This window comes from Arcanobacterium pluranimalium, assembly GCF_016907845.1.
In the GTDB taxonomy this organism is placed as follows: Bacteria; Actinomycetota; Actinomycetes; order Actinomycetales; family Actinomycetaceae; genus Arcanobacterium_A; species Arcanobacterium_A pluranimalium.
Genome location: NZ_JAFBCS010000001.1, coordinates 1,507,796 through 1,529,944, shown reverse-complemented (window position 1 = coordinate 1,529,944; position 22,149 = coordinate 1,507,796). Strand labels below are relative to the sequence as shown.

The 22,149-nt window shown below is 51.2% G+C and carries 20 protein-coding genes; 16 read left to right on the top strand and 4 right to left on the bottom strand.

Translation table 11 applies throughout. From position 1 onward, the window contains the following. Positions 1 to 42: 42 nt before the first annotated feature. Both carA and JOD55_RS06615 read right to left on the bottom strand, forming a co-directional pair. A complete protein-coding gene (gene carA / locus JOD55_RS06620) occupies positions 43 to 1,206 on the bottom strand; it encodes a glutamine-hydrolyzing carbamoyl-phosphate synthase small subunit (protein ID WP_204399253.1) in 1,164 nt (387 codons plus the stop codon). An 87-nt stretch (positions 1,207 to 1,293) separates the two neighbouring features. Then, a complete protein-coding gene (locus JOD55_RS06615) occupies positions 1,294 to 2,661 on the bottom strand; it encodes an L-serine ammonia-lyase (protein ID WP_204399252.1) in 1,368 nt (455 codons plus the stop codon). A gap of 262 nt (positions 2,662 to 2,923) precedes the next feature. Between JOD55_RS06615 and thrS the strand changes: the two genes are divergently transcribed. The 16 genes from thrS (at position 2,924) to JOD55_RS06535 (ending at position 20,100) form a co-directional block, all read left to right on the top strand. Continuing rightward, complete coding sequence (gene thrS / locus JOD55_RS06610) at positions 2,924 to 4,927, top strand: threonine--tRNA ligase (RefSeq protein ID WP_204399251.1); 2,004 nt, start codon at positions 2,924 to 2,926, stop codon at positions 4,925 to 4,927. Between the two features lie 78 nt (positions 4,928 to 5,005). Then, positions 5,006 to 5,635, top strand: a complete 630-nt coding sequence (gene pgsA / locus JOD55_RS06605; protein ID WP_204399250.1) for a phosphatidylinositol phosphate synthase — start codon at positions 5,006 to 5,008, stop codon at positions 5,633 to 5,635. A 13-nt stretch (positions 5,636 to 5,648) separates the two neighbouring features. Beyond that, positions 5,649 to 6,623 carry a phosphatidylinositol mannoside acyltransferase gene (locus JOD55_RS06600; RefSeq protein ID WP_204399249.1) on the top strand — a complete coding sequence of 325 codons (975 nt, stop codon included), beginning with the start codon at positions 5,649 to 5,651 and terminating at the stop codon, positions 6,621 to 6,623. Positions 6,624 to 6,627: 4 nt separating this feature from the next. Further along, on the top strand, positions 6,628 to 7,752 hold the full coding sequence (locus JOD55_RS06595) for a glycosyltransferase family 4 protein (protein ID WP_204399248.1): 1,125 nt from the start codon (positions 6,628 to 6,630) through the stop codon (positions 7,750 to 7,752). Between the two features lie 12 nt (positions 7,753 to 7,764). Beyond that, positions 7,765 to 8,394, top strand: coding sequence for a hypothetical protein (locus JOD55_RS06590; RefSeq protein ID WP_204399247.1), 630 nt, complete (start codon positions 7,765 to 7,767; stop codon positions 8,392 to 8,394). A gap of 16 nt (positions 8,395 to 8,410) precedes the next feature. Then, on the top strand, positions 8,411 to 9,562 hold the full coding sequence (locus tag JOD55_RS06585; protein WP_204399246.1) for a PrsW family intramembrane metalloprotease: 1,152 nt from the start codon (positions 8,411 to 8,413) through the stop codon (positions 9,560 to 9,562). Beyond that, positions 9,543 to 10,163: an NUDIX hydrolase gene (locus JOD55_RS06580; RefSeq protein WP_338022217.1), complete on the top strand. Its 621-nt coding sequence runs from the start codon at positions 9,543 to 9,545 to the stop codon at positions 10,161 to 10,163. Before JOD55_RS06585 ends, JOD55_RS06580 begins: the two co-directional genes overlap by 20 nt. Before the next feature lie 218 nt (positions 10,164 to 10,381). Next, positions 10,382 to 11,143, top strand: a complete 762-nt coding sequence (locus tag JOD55_RS06575; RefSeq protein ID WP_204399245.1) for a YebC/PmpR family DNA-binding transcriptional regulator — start codon at positions 10,382 to 10,384, stop codon at positions 11,141 to 11,143. Then, entirely contained in the window at positions 11,144 to 11,773 is a 630-nt protein-coding gene (ruvC, locus tag JOD55_RS06570; RefSeq protein WP_204399244.1) for a crossover junction endodeoxyribonuclease RuvC, read from the top strand. Between the two features lie 77 nt (positions 11,774 to 11,850). Next, positions 11,851 to 12,441 (top strand): Holliday junction branch migration protein RuvA, encoded by a 591-nt coding sequence (gene ruvA, locus JOD55_RS06565; protein WP_204399243.1) that lies wholly within the window; start codon positions 11,851 to 11,853, stop codon positions 12,439 to 12,441. A gap of 2 nt (positions 12,442 to 12,443) precedes the next feature. After that, positions 12,444 to 13,460: a Holliday junction branch migration DNA helicase RuvB gene (ruvB, locus tag JOD55_RS06560; protein ID WP_338022216.1), complete on the top strand. Its 1,017-nt coding sequence runs from the start codon at positions 12,444 to 12,446 to the stop codon at positions 13,458 to 13,460. 57 nt (positions 13,461 to 13,517) lie between these two features. Next, complete coding sequence (yajC, locus tag JOD55_RS06555; RefSeq protein ID WP_204399242.1) at positions 13,518 to 13,922, top strand: preprotein translocase subunit YajC; 405 nt, start codon at positions 13,518 to 13,520, stop codon at positions 13,920 to 13,922. 62 nt (positions 13,923 to 13,984) lie between these two features. Next, positions 13,985 to 15,931, top strand: a complete 1,947-nt coding sequence (gene secD / locus JOD55_RS06550) for a protein translocase subunit SecD (protein WP_204399241.1) — start codon at positions 13,985 to 13,987, stop codon at positions 15,929 to 15,931. Then, positions 15,931 to 17,052 carry a protein translocase subunit SecF gene (gene secF, locus JOD55_RS06545; RefSeq protein ID WP_204399240.1) on the top strand — a complete coding sequence of 374 codons (1,122 nt, stop codon included), beginning with the start codon at positions 15,931 to 15,933 and terminating at the stop codon, positions 17,050 to 17,052. The genes secD and secF overlap by 1 nt, the downstream gene beginning before the upstream one ends. Then, the gene (locus JOD55_RS06540) at positions 17,052 to 17,600 is read left to right on the top strand and encodes an adenine phosphoribosyltransferase (RefSeq protein WP_204399732.1); all 549 of its coding nucleotides are present in this window, start codon (positions 17,052 to 17,054) and stop codon (positions 17,598 to 17,600) included. Before secF ends, JOD55_RS06540 begins: the two co-directional genes overlap by 1 nt. A gap of 208 nt (positions 17,601 to 17,808) precedes the next feature. Further along, a complete protein-coding gene (locus JOD55_RS06535; RefSeq protein ID WP_204399239.1) occupies positions 17,809 to 20,100 on the top strand; it encodes a RelA/SpoT family protein in 2,292 nt (763 codons plus the stop codon). Here the strand turns inward: JOD55_RS06535 and JOD55_RS06530 are convergent. Both JOD55_RS06530 and JOD55_RS06525 read right to left on the bottom strand, forming a co-directional pair. Next, positions 20,082 to 20,654 (bottom strand): hypothetical protein, encoded by a 573-nt coding sequence (locus tag JOD55_RS06530; RefSeq protein WP_204399238.1) that lies wholly within the window; start codon positions 20,652 to 20,654, stop codon positions 20,082 to 20,084. The two genes, JOD55_RS06535 and JOD55_RS06530, sit on opposite strands and share 19 nt — an antisense overlap. A 92-nt stretch (positions 20,655 to 20,746) precedes the next feature. Beyond that, on the bottom strand, positions 20,747 to 22,090 hold the full coding sequence (locus tag JOD55_RS06525) for a DUF349 domain-containing protein (RefSeq protein WP_204399237.1): 1,344 nt from the start codon (positions 22,088 to 22,090) through the stop codon (positions 20,747 to 20,749). Positions 22,091 to 22,149 lie beyond the last annotated feature (59 nt).

Below are 22,149 nucleotides of genomic sequence, written 5' to 3'. Positions count from 1 at the left end.
GCTCAGCATCTACTTGTGCTCAGTACCTACTGGGGTTCAGTTTCAACTATTGCTCTGCTCATATACTTCGCGTGTACGCCTGATATCGTCGTGAATAAGCTCAATGAAGTGGTCAAAAAGAAAGCCCAAGTCGTGTGGACCTGGGCTAGCTTCGGGATGACCTTGAAACGAAAAAGCTGGTTGATCGTCCATTTCGAGACCTTGAAGAGAATCATCAAACAGCGATATGTGCGTTACTTCCGCATTACTAGGCAACGAGGCCGGGTCAACACAGAATCCGTGGTTTTGACTCGTAATAAACACCCGATCGGATCGCAAGTCTTTGACCGGATGATTCGCACCGTGGTGTCCAAATACCATTTTTTGAGTGGCGGCGCCAAGTGCCAAAGCTAGTAATTGATGCCCTAAACAGATTCCAAAAATCGGAATACGTTCTTTCAGGATCTCTCGAATAGCCTCCACCGCATAAGTGCACGGTTCGGGATCACCAGGCCCGTTGGAGAGAAATACGCCGTGCGGTTTGAGCGCCAGTACTTCGCTTGCTGGCGTGGTAGCGGGAACGATATACACTTCGCAGCCACGATCGGCGAGCATACGGGCGATATTCGTTTTCATGCCAAAGTCATAAGCTACAACACGCCACGGCAGGGCATTGGGTTCGTCGAACTTACCATTAGGATTCCACGTACCTTCGCGATGTATGCGCAGGTGACCGCACGTTACTTCGCGTGCCAAATCTTTCCCCGTCATCGTGCCAAAAGCTTGGGCGAGCTTTTGGCCGTACTCAACCGCGGCGTCGTCTCCGGTAAGAATCGCACCAGCTTGGCTACCTTTTTCGCGCAGTACGCGAGTAAGACGCCGCGTGTCGATTCCTGCAATTGCTACCGTTCCGTGTTCGCTGAGATAGCTCGGAAGATCGTTTTCCGCGCGGTAATTGGATACAAAAAACGGGACATCTCTTACGATCAGTCCCGAAGCAAATATTTGTGAACTTTCTATGTCTTGCGAATTGGTTCCCGTATTTCCTATATGAGGATAAGTGAGGGTGACGAGCTGTTGATAATATGATGGATCGGTAAGAATCTCTTGGTATCCAGTCATTGATGTATTAAAAACAACTTCGCCAACGGCTGTTCCTGCCGCTCCTACGCTGTAACCCTGAAAAGAGGTTCCATCAGCTAAGACTAACAGTGCTCTAGTTGTCATGGTTTCCATAGTAGGGCGAAAGTCCATGATCGCCAAGCGGATTTATATGTGAGTCCAGATACTAAAACGAATTTTTGCGACAGTGGTTCAACATTCGATCACATTGACGGCAAGGCCGCCGAGCGACGTCTCCTTGTATTTCGACTGCATATCCAAGCCAGTATCGCGCATCGTCTTGATCACTGAATCGAGCGAAACGATATGCTTACCATTGCCACGCAAGGCAGTGCGAGCAGCGGCAATAGCTTTTACAGAAGCAATAGCATTGCGTTCGATACATGGAACTTGCACCAAACCGCCCACTGGATCGCAGGTGAGCCCAAGATTGTGTTCCATACCAATCTCAGCAGCATTTTCAACTTGCTCTGGCGAACCGCCGAGCACCGCTGCCATACCACCTGCGGCCATCGAACACGCAGATCCCACTTCGCCTTGACAGCCAACTTCAGCACCGGAGATAGAGGCCGTCGTTTTGAAAATAATGCCAATCGCACCTGCAGTGAGCAGGAAACGCACCACGGCGTCGTCGCACGCTCCTGGAACAAAATCCAAGTAGTAGCGCAAAACTGCCGGAATAATGCCCGCTGCGCCGTTGGTAGGAGCGGTGACTACGCGCCCGCCAGCAGCATTTTCTTCATTGACCGCGAGCGCATAGAACGTAATCCAATCCATGCCACGCAAAGGATCATTCGTGGCGCCCTCGGAGGTGAGTTTTTGGTACAAACCCGGCGCGCGTCGCAATACCCGCAGAGAGCCAGGGAGCACGCCCTCAGTTTCGCTACCGTTGCGGATACACTCGTTCATCACGTCCCAGATATGAAGCAGGCCTTCGCGCACTTCGCTTTCTGAGCGCCAAACTTTTTCATTTTCCATCGCCACTTTTGCGATAGAAAAACCTGTACGCTGGCAAATTTCAAGGAGATCAGCTGCGGTTTTATACGGGTAGGGGATCGCCGTCTCGTCAGGAACAATCGGTTCAGATGGCGAGACCTCGCCACTGACCACGAAACCGCCGCCCACCGAATAATAAGTGCTGTGCTGCAGGCTCTGCCCCTTGGCATCGAAAGCTTCGAGAACCATACCGTTCGGATGGGCAGGAAGTTCGGTACCGCCGTCGAAAATAATATCGGATGCAGGAGAAAAACTGATGGAATGTGTGCCACCGAGCGCAAGTTGGTGCGTTTTTTCGACATCGTGAACAGTAGGCATTACGCTGCGCGGGTCGACCGTTTCAGGGACTTCACCAAGTAAGCCCAGCATAACTGCTACGTCGGTAGCGTGCCCTTTGCCAGTGGAGCCTAGTGAACCATAGAGCGTGCAGCGGATACGGTGAACCTCGCCGAGTTGCGTTCCAAGTTCCGCCAAAAACATATGTGCGGCTCGCATTGGGCCAACGGTGTGGGACGACGACGGGCCAATACCAACTGAGAACAGGTCAAAAACGCTTAATGCCATGGCGTAACGGTATCTTAAATTTTAATTTTGTGCACTTTCTTTGTGGGGATTTTTGTTTTTTCTTTTAGAGCGACGGTTTGCGATGAGAGGTTTCGGTTGTTTTGCGCCGTTTGCTAGTTTTGTGGGAAAGCGATTTTCTAGTTAGTTTCCGCACGTCGTCGCCACACTTAGGGATTCTTCGGCAACTGCGCGTAAACTACATAGTGATCAAAGAAATAGCTGGGTGCCCTTGTAACGCAGCCAGCCAAGCCAGGAGGCAAATGTGAAACTGAGCATTGACGGAGAAAATGTAGTAATTGACGAGCCGATTAATGGAATCGATTATTTTGCTGCCAACCGTTCGATTGTTGCATTAAAAGTAAACGGCGAGCTAAAGGATCTTTCCACTGAGCTCACATCTCTTCCCGAAGATGCCCAGATTGAAACAGTGACGATTGATTCCCCAGATGGACTCAATATTTTGCGTCACTCCACCACGCATGTGCTGGCTCAGGCAGTACAGAACAAATTCCCAGACGTGAATCTCGGCATCGGTCCATTCATCACCGATGGTTTTTACTACGACTTCGGCAATATCGATTCTGTTACGCCTGAGCTGCTCAAAGAACTCGAAAAAGATATGAAGCGGATCGTCAAAGAGGGGCAGCGCTTTGTGCGCCGCGAACTCACTGAGGAACAGGCACGCGAACTTCTTGCCGATCAGCCTTATAAATTGGAACTTGTGGACGCTAAGAGCGCTCAGGGAGAAGACATCGCTGACGGTGCCTCCATTGAGGTGGGCGGCGAAACGCTTACATACTATGAGAATGTGCGCCGCAATGGGGAAGTGGCTTGGGGCGATCTTTGCCGCGGCCCGCACCTTCCCAATACCAAGTTGATTGGTAACGGTTTTTCCCTCACTCGTGCATCGGCAGCATACTGGCGTGGAGATCAGAGCAAGGATTCGCTACAGCGAATTTACGGCACAGCCTGGGCTTCTAAAGAGGATCTGCTTGCTTACCAGGAGCGTATCGCTGAGGCTGAACGCCGCGATCACCGCAAGCTTGGCAGCGAACTCGACCTCTTCTCATTCCCAGACGAAATTGGTTCTGGACTTGCTGTATTCCACCCTAAGGGCGGAATTATCCGTATGGAGATGGAAAATTATTCACGCGAAAAGCACCTCAAAGGTGGTTACGAGTTCGTCAACACTCCGCATATTACGAAGTCGAACCTGTATGAGCTTTCTGGACATCTCGATTTCTACGCTGAGGGAATGTATCCACCCATGCAGATGGACGAGGAACGCGACGCCGATGGGAACATCACCAAACAGGGCGCCGACTACTACCTCAAGCCAATGAACTGCCCGATGCACAATCTTATTTATCGTGCCCGTGGGCGTTCTTACCGTGAGTTGCCACTGCGTCTCTTTGAGTTTGGCACGGTATATCGAAACGAGAAATCTGGTGTTATTCACGGCTTGACGCGCGCTCGAGGCTTCACGCAAGACGACGCGCATATCTACTGCACCCGCGAGCAGATGAAAGATGAGCTTTCCGAGCTGCTCACATTCGTGCTCGACCTGCTCAAAGATTATGGTCTTGACGATTTCTACCTCGAACTTTCCACCAAAGATCCAAAGAAGTTCGTTGGTGACGACGATATCTGGGATGAAGCTACGCGCACCCTTGAAGAAGTGGCACATGAATCGGGCTTGGAACTCGTGCCAGATCCAGAGGGAGCGGCATTCTACGGGCCAAAGATTTCTGTGCAGGCGAAAGACGCACTTGGACGCACCTGGCAGATGTCTACTATCCAGCTCGACTTTAACCTCCCACAGCGTTTCAACCTCGAATACACTGCGTCTGATGGCTCGCGTCAGCAGCCAGTGATGATTCATCGTGCACTCTTTGGCTCGATCGAGCGTTTCTTTGGTGTGCTAACAGAGCACTATGCGGGTTCATTCCCTGCTTGGTTGGCTCCTGTTCAGGTGCGGTGTGTTCCAGTGGCGGATGCCTTTGATTCATATCTAGACGACGTCGCTGCCAAGCTTCGCGAGCACGGCGTGCGTGTCGAAGTGGACAAATCGGATGACCGATTCCCGAAGAAGATTCGCAACGCATCTAAAGACAAGATTCCATTCACGTTGATCGCTGGTGGAGAGGACGTGGAAGCAGGAGCTGTGTCGTTCCGCATGCGTGACGGTTCCCAAGATAACGGCGTTCCGGTAGAGGAAGCCATCACACGCATTGTTGAACAGATCAAAAATCACGTAAACCAGTAAAGTATTTTGTGCTGGCACGCGTCGAACGTGCCAGCACAAAAACACAATTAAGTGAATTGATTCTTGCAGGGAGGATAGATGCTCAGTCGATCAGGTCGCCCATTGGCTCACATCTTTTTTGGGCCAATCGCACGAGCATGCGTCAAACTCGGGATCGGTGCCAATACGATCACCGTGGTAGGAACGGTGCTGACTATTGCGTCGTCGCTGTATTTTTTCCCAAGAAATCAATTACTCATTGGCACTCTGGTAGTTACAATTCTCGTTATTTTCGACAATCTGGACGGGCAAGTAGCTCGCCTGACGAACACCGCGAGCACCTGGGGTGCTTTTCTTGATTCAACGATGGATAGATTCGCCGATGCTGCGATATTTGCCAGCTTCGTTGCATGGGGATACACCTCTGCCAGCGAGCCTACGCGGAATTGGGTGATGACCGGAGCTTTGGCTGCTCTCATTTTTGGTTCTATCGTTCCCTATGCGCGCGCCCGCGCTGAAGGTGTGGGAATGAGCGCCAGCGTAGGGATAGCTGAACGGGCAGATCGTTTAGTTTTCGCCGGAGTTTGTGTGCTCTTGGTAGGTTTTGGTTTGAGCCATTGGATTATGGCGGTAGGAATGTGGATACTTGCCTTGCTCTCATTTATTACCGTGATTCAACGTATGCACGTGGTGTATCAGCAGTGCAAACTTGCGCCAAATAACCAGTAATTGGGCAGGTCATATGGATATTCTCAGGCTCTTTTCCTTATGCGATCGTTTCGTTGCGAAGGTTCCCGACGGCGTTTCGCGACGTGTGTTTGAAACGGTGGGCTTCGTCGTCGGCCTGAGTAATATACGCGGCGTGCGCCAACTTCGCAAGAATCAGCAAAGAATAGCGCCCCTCGATTCCACGATCGCCCAGCGTTGGCGAAGTGCGCAGGCAATGCGTTCCTATATGCGTTACTATCAGGAAGTTTTTCGACTCAAATACCTCTCACCGGCGCAAATTCGCGCGCGTGTGAGCGGCGAAAACCTCGATGTGCTGTGCAACCACTTGGCTCATAATTCTTGCTCAGGAGCCCTCCTGCATATGGGAAACTGGGATTTGGCAGGCGCATGGGCAACGCTTGATCTAGCGCCAGTTCACACGATTGCTGAAAAACTCGAACCGCCTGAGCTGGCACAACAATTCCTGGATTTTCGTCAGTCGCTTGGAATGACGATTTATCAAGCGGTGCGTGGCAGTAATTCGATAGGCAAGTTAGCTGCGGATATGGATACTGCTCTTTGTTTTACGCCGCTCTTGTGCGACCGTGATTTGAGTGCTCGCGGTGTTGAGGTGGAGTTAGGTGGTCACCGTGCGCGAGTGGCGCCAGGGGCAGCGATTCTTTCGGTTCGAACCAATCGTCCGATGATTCCGGTGATGGTGGTGTGCGATTACTTTGGCAAGGATCGTGCGCGAGTACGGCGAGCAGGATCGTCGTGGGGTATCAAACTGATTATCGGCCAACCAATATTGCCACCTCGCCATATACCGGTGGGGGAATCTATTCCTGCCGAGGTTCTTATTGAGATGAACCAACAGTGGATGGATCAGATTCTGCCTGTTTTGCGAGCACATTTGACTGATTGGCATATGCTGCAGAAGTTATTCGTTGAGGATTTAGATTTGGCTCGATTGCAACGCGCGCTCGATGCTGAACCACGAGGTAGGTGAGGCCATGAAAATTGGAATTGCGTGCGGATATTCTTGGGACGTTGCCGGCGGGGTGCAGGTGCATATACGCGATCTTGCGGAAGAATTTATTGCCCGCGGGCACGAGGTGACGGTCATTGCGCCGTCGGAAAAAACTGACGGACTCGAACCTTACGTGGTGCCGGTTGGGGCAGCTGTGCCAATTCGTTACAACGGTTCAGTGGCGCGTTTAGCTTTTGGCCCGAAAGTTAACCGTCAGGTTCGCGCCTGGTTGCGTGAGGAAAATCTGGACGTTTTGCACGTTCATGAACCTTTTACGCCGTCGGTATCGATGTTGGCGCTGATGAGCGCGCATTGCCCGATTGTTTCTACATTTCATACCGCTATGGATCGATCGCGTGCGATGACGCTCTCAGCTCCGATCTTGGTGCCGATGCTCGATAAGATTCAGGCGCGAATTGCCGTATCAGAAGAGGCGAGAAGGACGGCGGTACAGCACCTGGGCGGGGACGCGTGGGTGATCCCCAACGGTGTTAAAGTCTCACAGATGCAGATTAAGGAGCGTGATGAGCGATTTACCGGCACGCCGCAGCGGCCGACGCTGGCGTTTTTGGGTCGGCTCGACGAACCGCGTAAAGGCCTTCACCTGGTAGCTGAGGCAATGCCGCAGATTTTACGAGAGTATCCCCAGGCGCGCCTATTCGTGGCAGGGCGTGGAGACATTGACAAAGCTCGAGCGATGTTTGGCGACACCGCATCTAACGTTGAGTTTTTAGGGGGAGTTTCGGATGCCGACAAGGCTGCCTTGCTCGGCTCGGCTGACGTTTACATCGCGCCCAATACCGGCGGAGAGTCATTCGGCATTATTTTGGTTGAAGCAATGAGCGCACAGGCGTGTATTGTGGCTTCCGATATTCCCGCTTTCCGGGCAGTATTGGAAAACGGCGGTTGTGGATTCCATTTTGAGAACGAAAACTCTCAAGATTTAGCGCGCGTTGTGCTCGCAGCGCTAGGCGATCCTCAATTGCGTGCGCAAAAGGCACAGGCAGGAGCGGTTTCTGCGTGGAAATATGACTGGGGAACTGTAGCGTCGCAAATCTTTGCTGTGTATGAAACGGCGATTAAAATGCAAAATGCCAGAATCGAATGACGGGAACCGTATATGCCATCACTGTTCATTTGGCTCGCACTCGCACTAGCGGTCGTAGTCGCACTCGTTGTTATTGCTGGAGTGATCACAGCTCGTAAACTCAATGCGTTACACGTTAACGCTGTTAAATCACGCCGACTTCTAGAAAATGCGCTGTACTCACGCGCGCAACACGCTCAGGAATTTGCAGATCGGGGCGTACTTGATATTGCCTCTGCAGTCTTGCTTAAATCTGCTGCTCAAGAAGCTGCTCATGCGGTGGACAGCCCACTGGTGAACGATGGCTTAGATCTCTTGGCGTCTGCTGGCCATGTATCAATCGACGCCGCAGAATGTGAAGACATCGTAGACTATGCCAATGAGCGCTCAGCTAAGAATGCCGCTGATCGTTTGAGCGTTGAATCCGAATTAAGCAGGGTATTGCAGCTCACGGTTGATGAACTTGATCGCGATGAGCTCGATCAAGACACACAAATTTTGTTGAATAAGCTCGAACGCGATCGTCGAGATGTGCGCATGACGCGGCGTTTTCACAATATTCACGTCTCACAGGCGCGGCGAGTGCGGCGCAGCCGCTTTACGCGTTCACTTCGTTTGGCTGGTCGCGCACCGATGCCACAGACAGTTGATTTAGTGGACTGATCTAGGAATGATCAATATGAAAAGACGGCGGGCATCAGCTTTTATTGTTGCAATCATCATGACGATGATTGGTGTATTTGGTTTTTGGGCAATTCTGCCTGAGCTTTCCCGGCCGCAAGGAATATCAGGCTTATTTGGAGCTGCGCTCTATGCGATCATTCCAGTCGTCGCAATTGGTTTCTTCGTGTGGCTTATCGACAGTTGGGAACCAGAGCCACTGTGGATGTATGCGGCCGCATTCGCATGGGGAGCTGGTTCTTCTATCGTATTGGCGGTAGTTCTCAACGATTATGCAGGGCAGTATATTGCCCATAGCTCTATTATTGGTTCTGGTTCACAGCCGGAAGTGAAATATTATCTGAGTGCCTATGTAGCGCCTTTGACGGAAGAATTCAGCAAGGGATTGGGCGTAATCCTCATTTATAAGCTGTTACGCTCGTATTTTAACGGTCCAGTCGATGGAATCGTCTACGGCGCTTTGGTGGGATCAGGCTTTGCTTTCACGGAAAATATTTTGTATTTTGTGCGCAATTATGATGTGATCGAGCAGGTCTTTAAAGTGCGTTTCTTAGATGGCCCGCTCAATCATGAAGCCTGGACTGCCGCTTTCGGATTTTTTCTCGGATTCGCCGTATTTACCAAAGGTCGATTCACTCGCTCACTGTGGTTGATACCTGCCACAATCAGCGCTGTTGCTGGTCATTGGTTTAATAATGCCGCACTGAGTTTTCCGGGAATGACGTACGAAAGTTACGTGATATGGAGTAACGTGCCAATCGCCATTATTATGACCGGCTTCGCGATTTATGCGCGGTGGCAACAAAAGCGATTTGTTGTACAAGGCCTGCAAGACTATGTGGATGCCGGCTGGCTATTGCCATCGGATATTGACATGATTTTGTCGCTCGCACGGCGAATGTCTGCGCAGAATTGGTCCGAAACGCGCATGCTTCGGCGTGGTCTGCCCAAAGGTCGGGGTGCTGAAACAATGAAAGATTATCAAAACGCACTCATTGAGCTGGGATATTTTCGAACTACTGCACTGCGAATAGGGCAGGTACAGACGGCGGAAAACCGAGAGCGAGAACGCAATCTGCTCAACGAGATCGTCCGGTTGCGCACGTTATTTGCAGGAAATGAGGTGACAAGTGACGCAATTTCACGCTGAGTCTCGCAGTCAAGGCGAGGCTGAGAACAAAAATAACACTGCTCAAGAAATCTCTGATCAGATCGAGCAAGAGTGGCCACTTGATGCACAGGGTTTCCCGCATCGTTGTGCTGCTCGGGTAGTGATTTTCGATGCACAAGGTGAGGTTTACCTGATCAAAGGCCACGATTTTGCCGATATTCACCATGCTTGGTGGTTCACGGTAGGCGGCGGCAAAATGGATGGTGAAACTGATAGGGAAGCAGCAGCCCGGGAACTGACCGAAGAAACTGGGCTCAGAGTCGATCAAAATCGCCTGGTAGGCCCAGTACTTTACCGCGAATCGATATTTCGTTTTGTGGATCGTACCTCAAAGCAAGATGAGCATTTCTTCTTACTGCATATTTCGGACGAAGAAAAAGCGCTGATCGATGCCGGAGAGCATCGCTCGCTCACCGAGCTTGAAAAAGAAGTCCTTGACGAGCATCGGTGGTGGAACTTAGCGCAATTGGCTCAGGCGGTCGCTGACGGCGAAACCGTATATCCGCTCGGTTTTGTGCCGATGGCGCAGGATTGGGCGCGCGGCTGGAACGGCGTAATGCTGACGGCGATTGAGGACTGAACGCCGGCGTCATCGGCCTCTCGTTTTGCAAGAATGACGACGCCGTTCGCGTTCCGTTTCGCGGCGAACGCACTTCCTGGCGACGTACGCTGATGGCGTACAGCCGCATGTGTGCTCGTTGTGGCAGCGTGAGCGCACTCGCAATAGAAAATGTGAGTGTTTTTTGCTTCGCAATGTAGAATTGCTTCGTTAAAGGTTTCAAAGAATAAGGAGATCTAGTGTCCGGACACTCTAAGTGGGCAACCACAAAGCATAAGAAAGCTGCGATTGATGCTAAGCGCGGCAAGCTTTTTGCGCGTCTGATCAAGAATATTGAAGTAGCTGCGCGTACTGGTGGACCTGATCCCGATGGAAATCCAACCCTTTTTGATGCGATTCAGAAAGCAAAGAAGAATTCGGTTCCTTCCGATAATATCGATCGCGCTCTCAAGCGAGCTTCTGGTGAGGGTCAAGACGGCGTCACCTACGAGTCGATTATGTACGAGGGTTATGCCTCGGGCGGCGTGGCAGTTTTGATCGAATGTTTGACCGACAACCGCAATCGCGCTGCGTCTGAAGTTCGTGTTGCACTTACCCGTAACGGCGGAACACTGGCAGATCCAGGTTCGGTTGCGTACATGTTCGCACGTAAAGGTGTTATCGAGGTGCCAAAGGCCGACGGCGTAGACGAAGACTCGCTGCTCATGGCAGTGCTGGATGCTGGCGCTGAAGAAGTTTCCGATGAAGGCGACGTTTTCGAAGTGCTTTCGGAGCCGAACGACGTCGTCGCGGTACGTACTGCACTGCAGGAAAACGGAATCGACTATAACTCCGCTGAAGTGCAGTTTGTGCCATCGATGAAAGTAGCCGTCGATAAAGAAGGTGCTTTGAAAGTTCTCAAAGTGCTCGATGCGCTTGACGATCTCGACGATATCCAAAATGTTTACTCCAATGTGGATATCCCAGATGAAGTTATGGCTGAAATTGAGGCAGAAGGCTAATTGCGTATTTTAGGTGTGGATCCGGGCCTGACTCGATGTGGCTTAGGCGTTATTGATAGTCGCGGCGGTCGGCAAGTCAAACTTGTTGACGTTGATGTGGCCCGATCCGCACCTGAATTACCTCCTCACCAGCGTTTACTCATTATTTCGAACAAGCTCGAAGAAACGCTGGCGATCTTTCGCCCCAACGTCGTCGCTATTGAACGCGTTTTCGCACAAGAAAACGTGAGGTCAGTGACGAGTACGGCGCAGGTAGCGGGCATCGTTATGCTCGCAGCGGCGCGCAGAGGGCTACCGATAGCATTTCACACACCGTCTGAGGTGAAAGCCGCTGTTACCGGCAGCGGTCGGGCTGAAAAAGCGCAGGTGCAGATGATGGTGCAAAGAATATTGCGGCTCGATGAGCTTCCACGGCCAAAAGATGCTGCCGATGCCTTAGCGATTGCAATTTGTCACGCATGGCGTGGCGGAGCAATGGATTTTCAAGATACAGATCGCGCTCAACACGGCGGTGCTGGAATGTTGCCGCGTGCCGAGGGTGCTGATCTCACACCTGCTCAAAAAATGTGGGCACAAGCAGAGCGTTTACGAGCGCGACATGGTGCGGTTGCTCCAAAAGATTCGCAATAACTTGGGCGGTTTGGGCCGCCTATTTTCGCAACGATACGGTACTCTGTTTATGAAACGTTTGTTCGAAAGGTGAAAAAGTGATTGCTTCTTTGCGTGGCACTGTGCTCTCCATGACCATCTCCAGCGCAGTTATTGACGTTGGTGGGGTAGGAATGCTTGTTCATGCCACGCCACGTACGCTTTCTACGTTGCGTATTGGCTCGGAAACGACTCTTTTTACGACGCTTATCGTCAAGGAAGATTCCTTAACTTTGTTCGGTTTTTTGGACGACGACGAGCGCGCGGTTTTCGAAGTGCTCAACGGCGTTTCGGGGATAGGGCCGCGGACGGCGCTCGCTGTGTTGAGCGTGCACAGTCCAGATGATTTGCGTCGAGCGGTACAGAACAAAGATGAAGCTGCACTAACCAAGGTTTCTGGCATTGGTAAAAAAGGTGCCCAACGGATGATCCTTGAAATTGGCAATAAGCTCGGGCCGAGCACTGGTGCCACACCTAGCTCGGGAGGGGCGACGGATTCCTCACCAGACGTGCTACAAGCCTTGGTCAATTTGGGTTGGCAAGAAAAGGATGCTGGCAGTGCAATTGAGGAAGCGAAAGCACTCAATCCTGATGCAACGGTGGCTCAGTTACTGCGCAGTGCATTACAAATTTTGGGAAGTCGGCGATAACAGTGAGTCAGTGGGATATTACCAATTCGGATGCATCCGATACTGAGCGCGCACAAGAAGCGGCGCTGCGCCCAAAACGGCTGGTGGAATTCGTCGGGCAAGAAGTTGTGCGCAATCAGCTTTCGCTCGTTTTAGATGCAGCTATTGCGCGCGGAAATGCCCCTGATCACGTGCTATTGTCTGGTCCTCCTGGGTTAGGAAAGACCACGTTAGCAATGATTATTGCGGCGGAAGTGAATGGCTCATTGCGTTTGACGTCTGGTCCAGCGATCCAGCATCCAGGGGATTTAGCTGCAGTGCTCTCCTCGCTGCAAGAGGGTGATGTGCTCTTTATTGATGAGATTCATCGTTTGGCACGCACTGCCGAAGAAATGCTCTATTTGGCGATGGAAGATTTTCGGGTAGACGTGATGGTAGGTAAGGGGCCGGGTGCGACGTCGATTCCGCTGCCGTTGCCATCGTTTACCGTTGTGGGCGCGACGACGCGTGCTGGCTTGCTGCCTGCTCCTTTACGTGATCGCTTCGGTTTTACCGCTCATCTCGACTATTACGAAAATTCTGAATTAGCGCAGATCGTCTCAGCTAATGCGATTAAACTTGATGCGGTATTAAACGACGACGCAGCTCAAGAGATTGCTTCACGCTCGCGTGGCACTCCGCGTATTGCGAATCGACTCTTGCGACGCGTCCAAGATTGGGCGCAAGTGCGTGGCAGTGGGATTCTTGATTTGGATGCGGCGCGTGCTGCGCTTGAGGTATTTGAGGTTGATAGCTGCGGGCTTGATCGTTTGGATCGATCTGTATTGGAGGCCGTGTGCTTGCGCTTTAATGGCGGACCAGTGGGTTTGACTACTCTCGCAGTATCAGTTGGAGAAGAGCCAGAAACGGTGGAAACTGTGGCTGAACCTTATCTCGTGCGAGAGGGCTTTTTGGTGCGCACACCTCGTGGCCGAATGGCCACATCGTTGGCTTGGAAACATTTAGGGCTTAATCCGCCAGAAGAAACACTTTTTAGTTGATGGAAAAAACTAGTAAAGTGGGCACTGGTAATTTTTAACATTCTACGGAGAATATCTATGCCAGGAATTGAAATCTTAGTGTTGCTAGTGGTCATGGTCGGATTCATCTGGTTCATGAACGCTGGAGCCAAGAAAGCACAACGCGCACAGTTAGAACAGCGTGAAAAAGCTATCGCGGTAGGCAACAATGTTGTGACCACATCGGGATTCTTTGGGCGCATCGTCGATATCGATGGCGACGCCGTTACGCTTGAGTCGCCCAGCGGAGACGAAACTGTGTGGCTCAAGACGTCAATTATGGCTGAAATGAATATTCCGGTAGCTGAGATAAGCGAAGAAGAAGCGGCGCTTATTGATGGTTCAACGCAGGATCTATCTGGTGACGAATCGCCGGTTGCTCAGGAGCCTGAGGATGAGCCGTTTGCGAATCCAGCTGACAACAAACCAACTGAGAATCGCTAATTGATTTCCATCAGAAAAATCTGAAGAAGAGAAAAGACAATTTCGTGTCGAAAAAAAGAGTAATGGAGAGGCAATCGTCGCGTAATAAGCGACTAGTTGTGCTTTTCGTGTTGATGATAGCCCTAGTTGGCTCACTTTTTGCTGGTACCCTAAAAGGTTCGCAGTCGCGGTTCGCGCCGTCATTAGCGCTTGACCTTGAAGGTGGAACGCAGATCATTCTGACCCCAGTAGCAACTGACGGATCTGAGATTACCGAATCTGACGTCTCGCAAGCTATTGAGATTATTAGGCAGCGTGTTGATGCTTCGGGTGTGGCAGAAGCTGAGATCAGCGCACAGGGTGGAAAGAATATCGTTGTTGCCCTGCCGGGAAACCCGAGTAAGGAAACTCTGGATCTCGTTCGTACCTCTGCTGTTTTGCGTTTGCGACCAGTGCTTTCGGTAATGGCACCTAAGGCATTGACGGCCGATGATATCGCCAAGATGAAGAACGCTCAGGCTAATAAAGGTACAGATCCCAATGCTCAGCCGGCACCTGTCCAAGAAGCTCCTGCGCCTAATCTGACTCCAGAGCAGCTTGAAAAAGAGATCGTAGCTTTGGCGGATTCGGATAAAGACGGAAAGATTTCTGATACTCCACATGGCACACCAAAAGATTATTCCGATGACCTTTGGGTGACTGAAAAAGCCCTCTATGATGCTTTTAAGCTTGAATGTGGCTCGGAAGATGCGCGTTTGCGGGCAACTGCTGACGATCCTAAGAAAGCTTCGGTTGCCTGTTCGTCTACCGGTGAGCAAAAGTACATTCTTGGCCCGGCAGAAATTGAAGGTACCAACTTGACGAAGGCATCGTCGTCGTTGGCTACGGATCAAAAGGGCACTCCTACTGGTGGATGGGCTGTGAATATGCAGTTTGACTCGGCAGGAGCTAAGGCTTTCGCCGATGTGACTGGCCGTATCTATCAGATGCAGTCGCCAAAGAATCAATTTGCGATTGTGCTTGACGGGCAAGTGCTCTCCGCTCCAGTTCCAAATGGCCCTATCGCAGGTGGACAGGCTCAAATTACGGGGCATTTCAAAGCTGAAGAAGCAGCAGCATTGGCCAATCAGCTCAACTTCGGTTCGCTCCCACTCAATTTTGAGGTTCAATCCGAAGAGCAAATTTCTGCAACGCTCGGCTCAGAGCAACTCCAAGCAGGCTTGATTGCTGGATTTATCGGATTAGTGCTCATCGTGTTGTACATGCTGTGGCAGTACCACGGTCTTGGCATCATTGCGATTGCATCGATTGTACTGTCTACCGGACTTTCGTACTTGGTCATTTGCGGATTGTCGTGGGTGATGGGATACCGGCTCTCGATGGCTGGCGTGCTGGGTATGATTATTTCGATCGGCGTTACTGCCGACTCGTTTATCGTCTACTTCGAGCGTATTCGTGATGAGATTCGTGATGGTCGCAATGTGCATTCTGCAATCGAATACGGCTGGGATCGAGCAAAACGCACGATTATCATTTCGGACTGCGTAAACCTGCTCGCCTCGATAGTTCTGTACGTCCTCACTGTTGGATCGGTACGCGGCTTCGCTTTCACGCTCGGAATTACGACGCTCCTCGATTTGATCGTCGTCATGATGTTCACTTATCCGCTCATGTTGATCGTGATTCGTACCGCGTTCTTCGGAAAGGGCAAGCGATTCTCTGGTCTCGATGTGGAAAGCCTGCGCCGCACGCCGCTGTATCGAGGACGCGGCAATATCGGTGGATCAGCTAAAACTGGCGTGGATGCCGGCAATGCTGTCGCTGCACAAGAAGCTGAAGAGCGAACCGCTGACGATACTGAGGAGGCGTCGTCTGTGGCTGAAACCAAAGCAACATCTGGCGTCAAGGCGAGTGGCAAGCCTGGCGAATCCTTGGCCGAGCGTCGGGCGCGAGAACGCCGCGAAAAGAAGAAAGCGCAGGCTCAAGAAATGAGCGTTGCCGAAAACGTAATTGAAGGGGAGGAGAACTGATGTCTGTTTACTCCATTGGTAATGACCTTTACTCCGGTCGCAAGTCCTTCAACGTTATTGGTTTGCGCAAAGTTTGGTTCGGTATTGCGCTGTTTGCGATTATCGCTTCAGTTCTATCGGTGTTCGTCAAAGATCCAAACCTCGGGATCGAATTCCGCGGTGGATCCCAGTTCACGGTGTCGAATACGAAAATTGACTCACACGACGGCGCTTACAAGGTAATCGCCGAAGTTGGGAAAGATGACGCGCCGCGCGTTTCTTCGGTGGGCGCTCACGCGATTCGTGTACAGACAACTTCTTTGGACGATCAGTCCACTCAGAAAGTTAAAGAAGCTCTAGCTAAGACCTATGAGGTTCCTGAGAAAGACGTAACCTCGACCTTCATCGGCCCGTCGTGGGGTAAAGACATCATGGCCAAGGCTATTCGAGCCATGATTGTATTCCTGGTTGCGGTATCTATTGTGCTCATTGCATACTTCCGGTCCTGGACTATCGCGGTTGGTGCAATTGGTGCTCTGCTCCATGACTTTGTGGTCACTTTGGGAATCTATTGGATACTTGGGCTGGAAATCACTCCGGCCACGATCATCGGTATTCTGACCATTTTGGGTTACTCTCTGTACGATACCGTGGTGGTGTTTGACAAGGTTCGAGAAAATACGCTTGAGCTGCGCAAACAGCGAAAAGTTACCTACGAGGAATCGGCTAACCTGGCAATCAACCAGACGCTGATCCGTTCACTCAACACTTCTATTACTGGTCTGTTGCCGGTTATGGCCGTGTTGTTTATCGGTGTTGGGATTTTCGGCGCAGATACACTGCGTGATCTGGCACTTGTGATGTTCGTTGGAATGTTGCTCTCCACTCTATCCTCGATTTTCATTGCTGCTCCATTAGCTGTGGCTTTGGCTTTGCGCAATGATGATATTGCCTCACATACCCGCAGCGTTTTGGCTTCGCGAGGTGAGCTTGGACATGAATCTGCTAAGGATATGGAATTAGTAGACGCAGTATCGCATGAATCGGATATGATTACTGGTGCACATTTGGACGACCGCATCGCCGGGCGGCACCAAGGCAATTCTGCTCAGCCAAAAAAGCGAAAGAAGAGGAATAAATGATGGGTCAAAACCCGATTTTTCCGAAGGATACCGTTGAACTCGTTGAATCTCATGTTCGTGAGGTCAGTGATTTCCCAGCTCCTGGTGTTCTTTTCCGAGATATTACTCCTCTGATTGCCGATGCTCACGCATTCGGGCAGCTTATCGAGATTCTTGCCGATCGTTACCGTGGCAAAGTTGACGCAGTTGCAGGTCTGGAATCGCGTGGCTTCATCCTCGGCGCGCCGTTGGCGGTGGCTATGGGCGTTGGCATGTTGACTATTCGCAAGGCAGGGCGTCTTCCTGGTCCAGTCGTTGGCGTGGACTACGATCTCGAGTACGGTTCAGCACGGATGGAACTTCAGCCTTTCACAGTTGAAGACGGAATGCGCGTGCTCGTTATCGACGACGTTCTAGCGACTGGCGGTACAGCCGGCGCTGCTTTTGATCTCATTGAGCAAGCAGGTGGTGTGCCAGCAGCGTTGTGTGTATTGCTCGAGTTGAAAGACTTGGGTGGCCGCGAGCGTCTGGGAGAGCATATCCCAATCGAATCAGTACTTAGCTATTAAAAAAGTGGAGAGCACGGGCAGTAGTTGCCCGTGCTCTCCACTTTAGTGGGTAGGCTGGAGTCTCAATGGGCAAGCATCGACTAGATCGTCTTATAATCCTCAGCTTATGGATTTCAGATTTCGTGGTGATCCAGATGAGCGATTTGTTGAGTCTGAGATTTCATTCGGGGAAAATTTGCCGTAAAATCACAGCATGGTAGGTGGAAATATGTCGGAAAGTCACAGTGGTTCGAGATTTCGATCCAAGTATTCGTGGTTGAGTAAACGCGAATCGATCGTTATTCCTGATGCGCTTTCAGACATTTTTGAATCTATCGCAGATCGTTCATTGAACTCTGAACGAATTATTCACGCCTACGAAGTTGCGAAGCGATGCCATGAAGGGCAGAAGCGCAAATCGGGCGAGCCATATATCACTCATCCGATTGCGGTTTGCGAGATCCTGGCCGAGTTAGGCATGGATGAAGACACTCTCGTCGCCGCGCTGCTTCACGACACAGTCGAAGATACGGGCTATACGCTCAAAGAAGTAACGAAAGAATTTGGCGAAACCGTAGCACTGCTCGTTGATGGAGTCACTAAACTCGACAAGGTTGAATTCGGTGAAGCAGCCCAAGCTGAAACTGTGCGCAAAATGGTCGTTGCCATGGCCAAAGATATTCGAGTTCTGCTCATTAAGCTCGGAGATCGTCTCCATAATGCCCGCACGTGGGGTTATGTTGAGTCTGCTTCTGCGGCAAAGAAAGCGCGTGAAACTCTCGAGATTTATGCCCCACTTGCGCATCGACTCGGAATGAACTCGATTAAGTGGGAACTTGAGGATCTTTCTTTTAAGACGCTTTATCCAGCCGTATATTCGGAAATTGAGCGAATGGTGGTTGATCGAAGCCCAGAGCGAGTTGCGTATATTGAAAGCATTAAAAAAGCGCTTGAGCGAGAATTAGTCCGTGCAAAAGTAGATTGTACGATTTCGGGCAGGCCGAAGCATTACTATTCGATTTACCAGAAAATGATTTTGCGTGGGCGCGATTTTGAGGATATTTATGACCTCATTGGTGTGCGTGTGCTGGTTAATGAAGTGCAGGATTGTTATACAGCTTTGGGTGTTGCCAATTCTATTTTCACTCCGATCCAAGGCCGTATCAAAGACTATATTGCTAGCCCTAAATTCAATTTCTACCAGTCAATCCACACCTCAGTAATTGGTCCAGATGGAAAGACGGTAGAAATCCAAATCCGCACATACGAGATGCACCGGCGGGCCGAATTCGGAGTTGCAGCTCATTGGCGCTACAAAGAGAACCCTAATAAGAAAAACGGCACTGTTGAGACGAGCGCTGAAGATACTCAACTAGAATGGCTGCGCCAATTAGTGGACTGGCAGCGCGACACTGCAGATCCAGCGGAATTCCTCGACTCGCTCCGCTATGAGATGTCTGGGCACCAAGTCTACGTCTTCACGCCTAAGGGTGAAGTGATGGAGTTAGCGGCGGGTGCGACGCCGGTTGACTTTGCTTATGCTGTTCACACTGAGGTAGGGCATAAAACAGTTGGTGCGAAAGTCAACGACCGTCTAGTAACTCTCGATCATCGCCTCGAATCGGGGGATACCGTAGAGATTATTACGGCAAAGTCCGATGATGCTGGTCCATCGCAAGGCTGGATGGATTTTGTGGCCACCCCGCGAGCACGAGCCAAGATTAAATCCTGGTTCACGCGAAATCGACGCGATGAAGCAATTGAAATTGGTAAGGAAAAGCTCGCCAAGACGATTCGGCGCAAGAATGAGCCAGTTCAGCGGTTGATGTCGCATGAGACGCTGAAAGCTGTGGCACAAGACTTTTCTCGAACTGATGTTTCGGATTTGTATTCGGCGATTGGTGAGGGCTCAATTTCGGCCGAAACCGTGGTGCGTCGAATCATTTCTTCGCAAGGCGGGCAGGCCGGCGTCGAAGAGACGATGTCTGAGGCAGTAACCCCAACTCGTATCCAGCATCGGCGAGAGGGGAATGCGTCGTCTGCCGTCGTCGTCTCTAATTTGGACGACGTCGATGTGCTTGTGAAACTCGCAAAGTGCTGTACGCCTGTGCCACCGGATAAAATTGTGGGGTTTGTGACGCGCGGAAAAGGGATTTCTGTACACCGTGCGGACTGCCCGAATGTAGAGTCGCTGCGCAGAGAACCGGATCGCTTCATCGATATTGCTTGGGATGGAACTCCCGAGGGTATTTTCCTGGTTCAAGTGCAGATTGAGGCACTGGATCGCAAGGGGCTGTTGGCAGATATTACGCGCGCCCTCAGTGAGCATGATATTAATATGATTTCGGGTTCTATTAACACGTCGAGTGAGAGGCTTGCTCGTTCTAATTTCATTTTTGAAATTTCTGATCCGCGTCATCTCGATCAGGTCTTGAAAGAACTGCGCAAGATCGAAGGCGTGTACGACGCCTACCGGGTTACGGCCTCGAAGAAAGAAGCTCATCAACGCGTTTTCCCGTGAGCATTTCTCATACTAGCGAGTTGGTTAAATCGAAAAATGTCGCGGGGGAGTTGGGCAAGAACTTCTTGCACACGCTTCTTTCCAGCAACTGCATGAATATGGTTTAAGCACTCCATGATCGCCTCATAACGCGCACCGGAACGCAGCAAGATAGGCAGGAAGCTGATTCCGGCTTCCAAGTCTTCGAGGAGTAGATCTACAGCCGTTCGAGCACAGTTTGTAACGAGAACATTGCCATATTTGTGGATATCTTCGGAGCGAATCGTGCGCCTTTTACTCGTGGAACGATACTTTGAGTCCCTGCGCACGGTATATGGTCCACGGATCAGCTGGATTGGCGCATACCCAGTGTGAATCCATAAGGCAGACCATGAGCACAAAATATCACCATCGTGCGTGATCGACTGGTAAGCATAAGCACGAAGCAGTGGGTTTATACAGTAATTTGTGTCTGCAAATATCCCCGGCAGTAGCTCTAGATACCGATCGTCTAAAAATCGATACTGATTGAGATCGGCTAAACTTTTGGCTTCGATAAGCGGAAAATTGATCATGTTCTACATGTATCAAAATCCGCAACTGTTTTGGGGGTTGTTTCCACAGCTGTGGAAACAACCCCCAAAACCGGCCATCGCATTAGTTGCGATTAGTCATCAAGCACTGCTTTGAGCCAGGCCTTGCGAGCGGCCAATGCTTCTTCGTACTCTTTGATTTTCTTGGCATTGCTGTCAGCTTGAGCTTGAGCCAACTGGGCTTCCAGCTCTGTAATAAGCTGCTGGAGCTGCTGTGCCATTCCTGAGGTGCGCTCTTCTTTATCAGGATCGGTCTTGGCCCACTGCTCATTTTCGGCATCGCGAATGATCCGCTCAATTTCGCGAAGTCGCCCTTCAGTGCGGGCAACATCGGCACGCGGCACGCGGCCAATAGCATCCCACTGCTCACCGATTGCTCGCAGCTGCTCTTTCGCAGCAGCAATATCTTCGATCGGCAAGATGCGCTCTGCTTGTTCGAGCAAAGCCAGTTTCTTTTCAAGATTGGAACCGAATTCCTCATCAAGAGCTGCGTTAAAGGAGCTTCGCGCATCAAAGAATACCTGTTGAGCGGAACGGAACTGCTCCCACAACCGGTCGTCATCCTTGCGGGTAGAACGCCCTGCTCGCTTCCACTGATCCATGAGATTGCGGTACTGCGCTGCGGTATCGTTCCAATCGGTGGACGTTTGAAGCGCTTGAGCCTGCGCAATGAGCGCCTCTTTCGTGCGGATAGTCTCCTTATGCTGAGCTTCTAAATCGGAGAAATATTGACGACGGTGGCGGTCAAACTGGGTACGAGCTGCGGAAAAACGCTTCCACAGTCCATCTTCAGTCGTGCGATCGAGGCGTGCACCGTGCCTTTGTGCGTTCTTCCACTGATCAAGAAGCTTGGTCAACTCATCACGAGAATTGCGCCAATGCGTTTTCCCTGGATCTTGAGCCGCAATTTCCTCAACGCGTTCCACAATCGCAGTGCGATCAGCTAAAGCCTTAGCCTTAGCTTCTTCGCGCTCAATTGCCACTTGCGCAGCGCGCTCTTCAATCTTTGCCTCCAGTGCCTGCACGCGGTTGCGCAGCTCTTCTACATCGCCAACCACTGCAGGTTCAACGAGTTGTTCCTTAAGCGACTTGAGCGATTTGCGAGCTTCTTCAGGAGAGATTTTGGCAACTCGTGATTCGAGCAGAACAACCTGAGCCTTAATATCAAGGTATCGACGCACGTAGAGACCGAGTGCATCAGTTTCGGTACCGCCCGCAGCGTACTGTCCGACGACGCGCTCTGGTTCCGAACCTGCCGAACGTAACCAAACGTTCCCGTCGTCGTCGACGCGTCCCCACTTGGCAGCTGCGGCAGCATCGGCGTCGTCAATATGAGGCACCGGAACTGCGATTTTAGCTTCAGCGCGCGGAAGCGGAACTGGGATCTTTGGACGGGCATTTTCTGTGGAATCGGTCATCTTTGATGCTCCTTTGAAGACGGGGTAGGCGGGTGCCACACCGTGCGCGTAATATTCAT